This window comes from Sphingomonas sp. GW821-FHT09B04 (assembly GCF_059418285.1).
Map to the genome: position 1 here is coordinate 34,951 of NZ_JBWKPO010000004.1, position 11,664 is coordinate 46,614.

The window sequence follows — 11,664 nt, forward strand, 5'->3', positions numbered from 1 at the left end:
ACGCATGTGGCGAATCCTTGTGCTCCCCTTCCTCTTGACGATATTCATGTCGCCGGTGCACGCTAGGGACGCCACATGGCAAGCCTGTAATGGCGTGGCCGGTCAGACCGATCCGGTGCTCAGCGATTGTCATCCGATTGGGGATTTCATTGATCCTCAAGGGCAGGAAATCTGGATCCGGACCATCGTCCACGCCCCGACGGACCCCCATCCGCGCGCCCTCTATGTGGCGGGGGTCGCCTCATCGGAAGCCTGGCTCAATGGAAAGCACCTTGGCGCGAACGGTCGTCCGGGCGCTACGGCACAGGAAGAGACCCCCGGGCGCTATCAGGCGATCTTCCCAATCAGCGAGGTTATCTGGCGGCCTGGCGGAAACGTGCTGGTGCTGCGACTATCGTCCTTTCACGGTGGCCTGCGTTTCGCGCGACCGATGAGGGCCGTTGCGGTCTTGCCCTATCCGTATCCGCCGCGCATCGCGCCTCTGGCCGTCACCTTCCTCGCAGCCGGCACATTGCTGGCCGCAGCATTCGGCTTCGGGGTCATCCATGCCATCCGCCGCACCGGGACCAGCCTGATCCTGGCTGCGATGGCGGGCGTTGCGACGCTGCAGGCCATTGTCGAGAGCCTGCGGACGCTGTTCGACTATGCCTACCCGCTGCATGCCTGGCGGATGAGCGCCATCTGGGCCCTGGCAGCGGTCTTTGCGATCCTGCTGGTGCGATACGTCTCCATTCGTTTCCTGTCTGGAACGCGTGGCATCATTGTCACCGGCCTCTCCGTCGGTCTGGTGGGCGTTACCGTTTTGCTGCCGGGCTTCGAAATGAAGACGATATGGGCACTTATCCTGGGGGTTGGGCTTGCCGCCCTGCCGGCTGCGGCAGGGGTGTGGCGGCGGCTTCCCGGCGCGCGACCGACCCTTGCCTATCTCATATTGTTCCTCGCGCTGGCCCTTGGCCTTCCCGAATGGTTCACCGATCTTTCCTACTTCCTGCTGGCTGCGGGGTTGGTGTTGCCGTTGCTGATGGTCGAGGTCGTGCGCCTCGGTCGCGACAATCGCGGCCGCGAAGCCGCGCTGACGCATGCGGCCAGCCAGCCGGACCGCCTGACGGTGGCTTCAGCGCGTGGTGTCGAACTGGTTCCGATTGCGGAGATTCTGGCCGTGGTGGGCGCCGACGACTATGTCGAACTGCGACTGGTTGGCGGCCGCAGCCTGCTGCACGCGGCGCGCCTCGACGGGCTTGCAAGCCAACTACCGGCAAGCTTCCTGCGCATCCATCGATCGGTGATCGCAAACCTGTCCCAGGTGCAACGGCTGGAACGTGACGGCGGCGGCTGGCGGCTGCACTTGAGTGAAGGGGGGGCGCTGCCGGTCAGCCGCTCGCGCCTGCCTGCCCTGCGCGAGGCCCTGGAGGTTTGCCCGGTCGCGGCGGCGGCCTGAGCTCGGGCCGATCCACTTAGGTTTCATCGCGACCGTTCACCGAAGCTGAGGGGCATTCACCGATCCGCTGTTGGGCAGCCGTTCGATCTGCGCTTGAGCGATTGCAAGTCATCGGAGAGTCCAATGCGTTCAATGCGTCTCGTTGCCGTCGCGGTCCTGTCCTGCATTTCCGCTAATGTAGCGGGGGCCGCTCCTTTTGAGAGCGGGGATCTTCTACGCACAGCAGGTCCGCAAGATCGGTCCAAAATCGACCTCGACGCAGCCTTTGCATCGATCGCACCGACGACTCCCGGCTGCGCGGTAGGCGTGTCGATCGCCGGAACCGCTCCGGTGATACGCGGCTATGGACTAGCCGATCTCGAACACCCCGTACCGATCACGGGCGACACGGTTTTCGAAACCGGTTCGCTGGCCAAACAGTTCACCGCCGCTGCGATCCTTCTGCTGGTTCAGGACGGCAAGCTGGCACTGGACGACGATATCAGGCGATATTTGCCGGAGATGCCGGACTATGGCGTGCCGATCACGATCCGGCATCTGCTAATCCACAGCAGCGGGCTGCGCGAGCAGTGGAGCCTGCTCGCCCTGACCGGCAACGGCCCGGGCACCCAGGTCCATAGCTTGAGCATGATCCTCGACCTGGCCTCACGTCAGAAGGGCCTGAATTTCACGCCCGGCGCGGAGTTTCTCTACACCAATACAAATTACGCGCTCGCGGCGATCATTATCGAGCGCGCGAGCGGCACGAGCCTGCAACGCTTCACCGAGCAGCGCCTGTTCCAGCCATTGGGCATGAACCACAGCCGGTGGCGGGAGGATTTCCGCACGGTCGTGCCCGGACGTGCGATGGCCTATGCTTCGGGCGGCGGGGGCTTTATCGCCAACATGCCCTTCACCAACGTCTATGGAAATGGCGGGCTCCTCACCACGATCGCGGACCTGCTGCGCTGGAACGCGTTTCTCGACCGCCCTTCCGATCTGCCCGGCGGCGAGGCGCTGGTGACGGCTCTGCAGACACCGGGCAAATTGCGGAACGGTACACCGGTCCCATACGGCCTTGGCCTTGAGATTGCCCAGGCGCACGGATTGCACCTGATCGGCCATAGCGGCTCCACTGCCGGCTATAAGGCCTGGACGGGCCGCTATCCCGCGAAGCGCGTCTCGGTTGTGCTCCTATGCAACAATGGCGATGTCGATCCCGTGAAGCTTGGCGAGGGCATTGCCGAGCAGGCGCTCCGCGCCGCCGGCTATATCGAGAGAAAGCCCGTGGCTTCGGCGCCGTCGCCCATGACTTCGCCGATCCGCCCCGCCGGCCCGGACGTCGCTCAATACCAGGGGGTGTTCCGCGATCCCGTGACTGGCGAACTCGTGGCGACAACAATCGTCGATGGGCGGCTCATGCTCCAGCGAGGGCCGACGCAGCGGCTGACCCCCATGGGCAAGGACCGATTCCGGAGCGCGGACGGAGGCATGGCGCAGTTTGTCCGGGAGGCGGGGAAGGTCGTCGAAACCACCCTGCGTACCGACAGAGGCAGCCGACGCTTCGTGGCGGTTGCACCTGCCACAGCCGACCCCGTCACGCTGGATACCTATGTCGGAACCTATTACAGTGCTGAGCTGGACAGGCGCATTTTGGTGGTTCGGAAGGGTGACGGTCTCGTCATGCGTCAACCCTTTGCAGTCGAATGGCCGCTGACACCGTGCTTCGCCGACGGCTTCACGGCGCGGTTGCGCGGCACGAGCAGTTTCGTCTTCTCGCGCGCGCCTGATGGCAAAATCGACGGATTCGCGGCGTGGATGAATGGCGCTCGCAACATACGGTTCGTGCGGGAGCCCTGACGCGTGCATCGTCCCAGCCCGTGGCTTAATCGAGCAGGCTGATCGCCTGCGCCAGCTGTTCATGACGACCCTGGATGTCGTGTCGCGGCATCCCGTCCCCTCTGAAAAGATGGTTAGCATACGGAGAGGGGAGGGCAGGTTGGCCCGCGGTTGACGGTGTGCTGGCGCGTGTCAACCAAAGTTGACGTAATTACGCGGAACGCGATTCATTCTGTCACTTTGGTCGCTTCTGTCGGCGGGCTGTCAGGTTTCTGTCTGGCACGTGCGGATCGACGGGGTCAAAGAGCGGTCGTCATGCGACTGGATGAGGTGAGCAGGCGAAATCCAACATTGCAAGGGGATGTTGGCTCGGCAGGTATGCGTCCTCAAAGCGAGCATTCAGTCCGCCCTGGCGGAGCGAGCAGGGCTGGATACCGTCCGCCTGTGGCCCGTCGGCGCGTCGAACAGCAGGTGCTCGACGTGCCACCGTCCTGTTCGCTTGCGGACGCCAAGGCCGCGAAGAACCGGCCGCTACGGCAATATCCCCCGGACATGCTGCGCGGCCTTCCGCCGCCACAGCCGCCATATCCGCTATCATGTCTGCCCAATCTGGCGGCGGACCTCGCGCTCTACGCCGAAAGGTGCTCTCAGAAAAATGCTGTGATTTCAGTGAGAAGGTGGTGGACGCACTTGGGCTCGAACCAAGGACCCGCTGATTAAGAGTCAGCTGCTCTACCAACTGAGCTATGCGTCCATCCGGGCGATCAGGAGCGCTGTTGGAAGGCGCTGCCTCGGTCGGGAGCGGGGCCACTAGCATCGGGTTTTCGGGTTGGCAACACCCGTTCGCACGAAAAACTACTGCCAGCTGCGGGTATTGCGATTTTCCCGGTTTTCACGGTCGAGGGACATCAGGATTCCGACGCAGATCAGCGTCGTCATCTGCGCCGATCCGCCGAAGCTGATCAGCGGCAGCGGAATGCCGACAACCGGAGCTATACCGATCACCATCGCCATGTTGATGAAGACGTAGAAGAAGATCGTGGTGGAGATCGCCGCCGCGGTCAGCTTGGCGAAGCGGGTCTGGCTGCGCACGCCGACCATGATCCCCCAGCGGATCAGCAGGCCGAAGGCGATGATGACGAACAGGCCGCCCATCAACCCCCATTCCTCCATCATCGTTGCCAGTGCGAAGTCGGTATGCCCTTCGGGCAGATAGTCGAGATGGCTCTGGGTACCGTTGAGGAAGCCCTTGCCGAACCAGCCGCCCGATCCGATCGCGATCTTGGACTGGCTGATATGATAGCCGGTGCCGAGCGGATCATTCTCCGGGTTGAGGAAGGTCAGCACCCGGTTGCGCTGATAATCGTGGAGCACATAATTGACGATGATTGGCACCGAGACCGCCAGCGCGAGCGTGCCGCCGATGAAGAGGCGGAGCGGTATTCCGGCGAGGAACATGACGGTCAGCCCGCCCGCAGTGATCATCAACGCGGTACCGAGGTCGGGCTGGAGCATCACCAGCGCGGCGGGAACCCCGATCATCGCTGCGGCAGGCCAGATCGCGCCGAAGCGGCGGATCTCGCTCGATGGAAGCATGTCGTAGAATTTGGCGCAGGCGAGAACGATTGCGACCTTCATCATCTCGGATGGCTGAATCCGGATGAAGCCGAGGTCGAGCCATCGCTGGCTCCCGCCTGCGACCGCACCGAGCAACTCCACCCCGATCAGCATGACGAGGAAGATGGCGTAGAGCGGAAAGGCGATCATCGACCAGTGACTTACCCGCACGCGGGACAGCGCCAGCGCCATGACGAGGAAGACCCCGAAGCGGACCCCTTGCGGCATCGCCCATTTAGGATCGCCTCCCGCTGCGGAGAACAGCACCACCACGCCGAACGCCCCGATCGCGCTGACGAGCAGGATGATGAACCACGGGAGCTGCGCCAGCGGGGCGGGGACGAAACCGGGACGGCTCATTCGCTGGGGACCTGTGGCGAAGCGGTGGGAGAGGGCGGAGCGGCAGCGGGTGCCGCCTGTCGAGGCACAGGCGACGGCGTCGCGCGCGGTGAGGCGGTGGGCGTCGGCGTCGGCGATGGTGTGGCGCCCGGCGTGGGCGCTGCTGCGGGAAGGCCCTGTGCGGCACGATAGGCCTTGTCCTTGGCGGCCATTCGCGCGCGGATATCTCCGCCCCATTCGGTCTCGAACCGGGCGAGCGTTTCGATCGCCTGCTGCCGGTCGAACAGCCAGGTGAGCACGTCCTTCGCCACCGGGGCCGCGGCGCGCGCTCCGCCCATGCCGTGCTCGATCACCACCGATGCGGCATAACGTGGATTGTCGACCGGCGCGAAGCAGACGAACAGGCCGTGGTCGCGATACTTCCACTCGCCGCCCTGACCCCGGTTGCGGTCCATGATCCGGCGCACCTGCGCGGTGCCGGTCTTGCCGCCCATGCGAATGCCATCGAGCCGCAGCTTCGACGCGCCCGCGGTGCCGCGGCCATTCACCACCTCGTCCATTCCCGCGCGGACGATGGCAAGATGCGATTCGGGGAAGTCGAGATGGACGGGCGCGTTGCGCTTCGCCGCGAGCAGCGACGGGATCAGTTCACGTCCCGACGCGATACGTGCGGCGGAGAGCGCCAGCTGGAACGGGCTGACGAGGACATAGCCCTGGCCGATCGCAGCGTTGAGCGTGTCTGCCTGCGTCCATTCCTGTTTGTAGCGGCGCAGCTTCCACGCGCTGTCGGGGATGGTTCCATAACGCTGGGAGGGCAAAGGGAGGTCGAACTCCGCGCCGAAGCCCAGCTTGCGGGCGGCGGTGGCGATCGCTTCGATGCCGACTTCACGTCCCATCGTGTAGAAATAGGTGTTGCAACTGCGCGCGATCGCGGTGTGCATCGTCATCGGCCCGTGACGGCCAAGGCAGCCGAAGCGGCGGTTGCCGAGCTGGTAGCCGCCATTGCAATAGACGACGCGATTGGGATCTATCCCTCCGCCCAGGATGGCGAGCGCGGTCGCGGGCTTGAAGGTCGACCCGGGTGGATAGAGACCTTGAAGCGTCTTGTTCATCAGCGGGAGGTGGTCGTCCTCCGACAGCATCTTCCACTCGGTACGGCTGATCCCGTCCGAAAAGGCGTTGGGGTCGTAGGCGGGCATCGACACCATCGCGAGGATATCGCCATTGGTGACGTCGAACACGGTCACCGAGCCCGATTCATTGCCCAGCCGCCGCGCGGCATATTCCTGGAGTCCCGCGTCGATCGTCAGCCGGATCGTCTTGCCGGGTTCGTCCGGGCGCGTGGCGAGTTCACGGACCAGCTTGCCTCGCGCGGTGACCTCGACGCGCTTGGCGCCCGCCTTGCCGCGCAGCTCGCCCTCAAGCACCTTCTCCAGCCCGTCCTTGCCAAGCTTGAAGCCGGGGGTGACGAGCAACGGGTCCTTGGTCGCCTTGAACTGCTCCGCCGTCGCCGCGCCGACATAGCCGACCAGATGCGCGACGGCTGCGCCCGCGGGATAATTGCGCGCAAAACCGCGGGTGGGCGCGACGCCGGGCAGCTCGGGCAGGCGCACGCTGACCGCAGCGAAGTGCTCCCAGTCCAGATTCTCTGCGACCTGAACGGGCTGGAAGCCGGCTGCGCCCTTCAGATCGTCCTCGATCCGGGTCAGGTCTTCGGCGGTCAGCGCCAGCAGATCGCGCAGCGAGGCGAGGACGCGGTCGCGGCTGTCCTTCTCCATTCGGTCGGGGATGATATCGACGCGGAAATCGGTACGGTTGTTTGCGATCGGCACCCCGGCGCGATCAACGATCCAGCCGCGTCGCGGCGGGATCAGCGTCAGATTGACGCGATTGCTCTCTGCGAGAAGCCGGTATTTGTCGTTCTCAAAGACCGAGAGCCAGGTCATGCGGCCGGCAAGGATCAGCGCACCGGCCACCTGCGCAGCGCCCAGGAACACCGCGCGCCGCGAGAAGCTGTAGGTCTGCTGCGCCTCGCTGATCATGCGGACGGGGCCGTTCACCTTGTCCTCCGCTTGCCGTCAAGCCGGGCGACGAGGCGCGACAGGACCGGGAACAACGCGATCGCGATGAGGATCTGGATCAGCAATACGGTATCGACATGCGCGCCCAGCGGCGCAGCGACCAGCCGGCCGCCGATCAGGCAGAAGCCGATCGCGCCTGCTGCCAGCAGCCAGTCCTGAAGGAAATCACGCCACACGATCCGCGTATCTAGCACATCGATCGCGATGAACGACACCGTCCAGAACACCATCGAACTGCCCATCGGCTGTCCGCTGACCAGATCGTCGGCGAACCCCAGCAATACCGCTGCCCAAGGCTTCAACAGGTCGGGTCTATGCAGCCGCCACGCGAGCAGCATCATCAGCCCGAGCGGCGGGAGGATCGGAAAGGATGCCTTGAACGGCACCAGCACCGTCAGCGACCCGATGACGATCGAGAGCGGGGCGAGCCAGCGGGCACGGGCGGAGGTGTCGACCTTGCCCAGGCCGGCAAAGGGCGATCCGCTCACCGCGGCGCAGCCTCTGGCGCGCGCACCGTGCCGGCCTCCGGGAAATAGCTCTGCTGCACGACCGCATAGTCGAGCGTGTCGGGGCTCGCGTAGGGTGTGCCTTCAGCGGTGTCGCGCGCGCGGTTACGGACCTGGGCTACCGCGATGTTGGGCGGGAAGATGCCGCCGGTACCCGAGGTGACGAAGGCGTCGCCCGGTTCGAACAGCACCTGCGCCGCGCCTGCCGAGCGGATCTCGATCAGCCCGTCGCCGCGTCCGGCGGCGATGGCCGGCAGGCCGTCGCGCACGCGGCGCACGGGAACGATGCTCTCGGGATCGAGGATCAGCAGCACGCGAGCGGTATTCGGGCTGACCTCGACTACGCGACCGATCAGCCCGTCGGCGCTGCGCACCGGCTGTCCGGCGCTTACGCCCTGCCACGATCCCGCGTTGAGCGTCGCGAAGCGGCGGGTGCTCGATCCCGTCGAATAGACGAGGCGTGCGGTGACCACGGGTGCGGAGATCCGGTCGCGCAGCCTGAGCGTCGCGCGCAGCCGCCGGTTATCATAGGCGGCGATCCGTGCTTCCTCGACCAGTTTGCGGTTGGCCTCGACCTCGGCGCGCAGGGCGGCATTCTCGCTGCGCACCCCGAAAAAGCTGCCGATGCCCGACGGGATGCCGGAAACGCCGCGGCGCACCCCGTCAAGGCCGGAGGCGACCGGCGTCACCAGCTCGGAGAACGTCCCCCGCACCGCCGCGAAGGCGGGCGGATGCAAGGTCGAGAGCAGCAGCAAGACCACGCCGACCAGCACACCGCCGCCCGCGAGGACATAGCTGATAAAGAGGCCGTACTGCGCCCGCCGTGAAAATCCGGGGCGCCGGTTGCGTGGCGGCGCCATCTCCCGTCGCCCTTATCAGACTGCGAGCAACACGCCGCGGAACATCGGATCCTCGAGCGCGCGCCCGGTGCCGAGTGCGACGCAGGTGAGCGGGTCTTCCGCGACGGTGACGGGCAGCCCGGTCTCGTCGCGCAGCACCTCGTCAATCCCTTCGAGCAGCGCGCCGCCGCCGGTGAGGACGATGCCCTGATCCACGATGTCCGCCGCAAGTTCGGGAGCGGTATTCTCGAGCGCGATGCGCACGCCTTCGACGATCGTGCCGACCGGCTCGCTCAGCGCTTCGGCGATCTGGCCCTGGTTGATCTGGATTTCCTTGGGCACGCCGTTGACGAGGTCGCGGCCCTTGATGTGGATCGTCTTGCCGACGCCGTCCGCAGGCGGCTTCGCGACGCCCACTTCCTGCTTGATGCGCTCGGCGGTGCTCTCGCCGATCAGCAGGTTATGGTTGCGGCGGACATAGGAGACGATGGCTTCGTCCATCTTGTCGCCGCCGACGCGAACCGAGGTCGAATAGGCGAGGCCGCGCAGCGACAGCACGGCGACTTCGGTGGTGCCGCCGCCGATATCGACGACCATCGAGCCGATCGGCTCGGTCACCGGCATGTCGGCGCCGATCGCAGCCGCCATCGGCTCTTCGATCAGCATCACCTGGCTTGCGCCCGCGTTGGACGCGGCGTCGCGGATCGCGCGGCGCTCGACCGAAGTGGAGCCGGAGGGCACGCAGATCACGATCTGGGGCCAGCGCATGAATCGCCGTTGTCCGCCATGCACCTTACGGATGAAGTGCTTGATCATCTCTTCGGCGACATCGATGTCGGCGATCACGCCGTCGCGCAGCGGACGAATCGCTTCGATGCTGCCCGGGGTCTTGCCCATCATCAGCTTGGCGTCGTCGCCGACAGCCTTGACGCGCTTGACGCCATTGATTGTTTCGACCGCTACCACGGACGGTTCGTTCAGGACGACCCCGCGCCCGCGCAGGTACACGACCGTATTCGCGGTTCCCAGATCGATTGCCAGATCGTGAGACATGAACTTGAAAAGGCGGGAAAATACCATTTGATCGCACCGTCCTGTTGCGGCTGGGCCCAAGCCGCTTAATCGCACTGAGACTAATCCGGACCGATCCGGGCGGATCGACTCCAGCCCCGATCAGGCGGACTCAAATCTAACGGATGCGGGTCGCGGAATGGCGCCGCTTGGGCTACACCGGCGTTCATGTCAATACGCCGTCTCCCAGAGCATCTTGTCAACCGAATTGCCGCCGGCGAAGTGGTGGAACGCCCCGCCAGCGCGCTTAAGGAACTTGTGGAAAATGCCATCGATTCCGGGGCCTCCCGGATCGCGGTTCGCCTCGCAGGGGGCGGCATCGACCTGATCGAAGTGACCGACGACGGCTGCGGCATGGACCGCGCCGAAATGGCGCTGGCATTGGAGCGGCATGCAACCTCCAAACTGCCTGACGACGCGATCGAGGCCGTCACGACGTTGGGTTTTCGCGGCGAGGCGTTGCCCTCGATCGCGAGCGTCGCGCGGCTGACGATCGAAAGCCGCGTGCGCGGTGCCGAAGGTTGGGCGCGAACGGTCGACAATGGCGCGCTGACGGCCGAAGGCCCCGCGGCGCTTCCGCCCGGCACGCGCGTGCGGGTGGACGGGCTGTTCGAGAAAGTGCCCGCACGGCGCAAGTTCCTGCGCTCGACCCGCGCCGAATATGCCGCGTGCCTTGATGTGGTGAAGCGGCTGGCGATGGCGCGGCCTGACCTCGGCTTCTCGGTCGAGCATGACGGACGCCGCGTGTTGAGTGTGCAGGAGGGGATGACCCGGCCCGAGCGCGTCGCCGCGCTGACCGATCGCGATCTTGCCGCCAACAGCGTCGGCGTCGATTTCGAGCGTGAAAGCCATGTGCTGGGCGGGGTGGCCAGCCTGCCGACGTTCAACCGCGGGATTGCCGACCATCAGTATCTGTTCGTCAACGGGCGCCCGGTGAAAGACCGGCTGCTCAATGGCGCGGTGCGCGGCGCCTATGCCGAGATGCTGGCGCGCGACCGGCATCCGGTGGTGGCGCTGTTCCTCGACGTGCCCGCCGATCAGGTCGATGTGAACGTCCATCCGGCGAAGACCGAGGTGCGCTTCCGCGATCCGCAGCTGGCGCGCGGGCTGATCGTCAGCGGCCTGAGGCGTGCTCTGGATGAGGCTGGGCATCGCAGCGTGCAGCGCGCCGATGCCGCGGTGATGGGGCTGTGGCAGGCCGAGCAGCCGGCCGCGCCCGTGCCGGAGCCGCAAGCGAATCTATGGGGTATCGGCCATAGCGGGACCGAGACTCTGGCCCGCCACAATGCGGTGTTCGACCGTCGCCCGAGCTTCATCGCGCCGCCCCAGGCGCGCGCCGAACCCGCCGCCGAGCCGGTGCCGGGCGTTACCAGCTTTCCGCTCGGCGTAGCGCGGGGACAGGTCGCGCGGACCTATATCGTCGCCGAGGCCGAGGACGGGCTGGTGCTGGTCGACCAGCATGCGGCGCATGAGCGGCTGGTGCTCGAGCGGATGCGCCGCGCGATGAGCGATGGTGGCGTGGCGGCGCAGGCGTTGCTGTTGCCGGAGGTGATCGAGCTGGACGAACCTGCCTGCGACCGGCTGGAGACGCGCGCCGCCGAGTTGGCCGAATTCGGGCTGGAGCTCGAACGCTTCGGCCCGCGTGCGATGCTGGTGCGCGCCACGCCGGCGATGCTGGGCGGAGGCGATGTGACGGCGCTGGTGACCGACATCGCCGATGAGCTGGCTGCGTTCGACGAGGCGCTTTCGCTGAAAGAGCGGCTCGACCATGTCGCGGCGACGATGGCGTGCCACGGATCGGTGCGGGCAGGGCGGGTGCTCTCGGTCGCGGAGATGAACGCGCTGCTCCGCGAGATGGAGATCACCCCGCATTCGGGCCAGTGCAACCATGGCCGCCCGACCTGGGTAAAGCTGGCCCATGGCGACATCGAGAAGCTGTTCGGACGGAAATGACC

The 11,664-nt window shown here is 65.8% G+C and carries 8 protein-coding genes and 1 tRNA gene; 3 read left to right on the forward strand and 6 right to left on the reverse strand.

The genetic code is table 11. The features are described from left to right. Positions 1 to 94 precede the first annotated feature (94 nt). Positions 95 to 1,438 (forward strand): LytR/AlgR family response regulator transcription factor, encoded by a 1,344-nt coding sequence (locus tag AC07NK_RS13045; RefSeq protein WP_495171034.1) that lies wholly within the window; start codon positions 95 to 97, stop codon positions 1,436 to 1,438. Between the two features lie 132 nt (positions 1,439 to 1,570). Next, positions 1,571 to 3,277: a serine hydrolase gene (locus tag AC07NK_RS13050; RefSeq protein WP_495171035.1), complete on the forward strand. Its 1,707-nt coding sequence runs from the start codon at positions 1,571 to 1,573 to the stop codon at positions 3,275 to 3,277. A 657-nt stretch (positions 3,278 to 3,934) separates the two neighbouring features. On the opposite strand, the gene AC07NK_RS13055 is transcribed toward AC07NK_RS13050, so the two are convergent. From AC07NK_RS13055 to AC07NK_RS13080, 6 genes are all read right to left on the reverse strand, one after another. Continuing rightward, a tRNA-Lys gene (locus tag AC07NK_RS13055) sits at positions 3,935 to 4,010 on the reverse strand. 101 nt (positions 4,011 to 4,111) lie between these two features. Next, positions 4,112 to 5,233, reverse strand: coding sequence for a rod shape-determining protein RodA (gene rodA / locus AC07NK_RS13060; protein WP_495171036.1), 1,122 nt, complete (start codon positions 5,231 to 5,233; stop codon positions 4,112 to 4,114). After that, on the reverse strand, positions 5,230 to 7,272 hold the full coding sequence (mrdA, locus tag AC07NK_RS13065) for a penicillin-binding protein 2 (protein ID WP_495171037.1): 2,043 nt from the start codon (positions 7,270 to 7,272) through the stop codon (positions 5,230 to 5,232). Before mrdA ends, rodA begins: the two co-directional genes overlap by 4 nt. Next, the gene (gene mreD / locus AC07NK_RS13070) at positions 7,269 to 7,781 is read right to left on the reverse strand and encodes a rod shape-determining protein MreD (RefSeq protein WP_495171038.1); all 513 of its coding nucleotides are present in this window, start codon (positions 7,779 to 7,781) and stop codon (positions 7,269 to 7,271) included. The genes mrdA and mreD overlap by 4 nt, the downstream gene beginning before the upstream one ends. Continuing rightward, positions 7,778 to 8,659 carry a rod shape-determining protein MreC gene (locus AC07NK_RS13075; protein ID WP_495171039.1) on the reverse strand — a complete coding sequence of 294 codons (882 nt, stop codon included), beginning with the start codon at positions 8,657 to 8,659 and terminating at the stop codon, positions 7,778 to 7,780. The genes mreD and AC07NK_RS13075 overlap by 4 nt, the downstream gene beginning before the upstream one ends. Positions 8,660 to 8,674: 15 nt before the next feature. Further along, positions 8,675 to 9,718: a rod shape-determining protein gene (locus tag AC07NK_RS13080; protein ID WP_495171040.1), complete on the reverse strand. Its 1,044-nt coding sequence runs from the start codon at positions 9,716 to 9,718 to the stop codon at positions 8,675 to 8,677. Between the two features lie 159 nt (positions 9,719 to 9,877). On the opposite strand from AC07NK_RS13080, the gene mutL reads away from it, so the two are divergent. Further along, positions 9,878 to 11,662, forward strand: a complete 1,785-nt coding sequence (mutL, locus tag AC07NK_RS13085) for a DNA mismatch repair endonuclease MutL (RefSeq protein ID WP_495171041.1) — start codon at positions 9,878 to 9,880, stop codon at positions 11,660 to 11,662. Positions 11,663 to 11,664 lie beyond the last annotated feature (2 nt).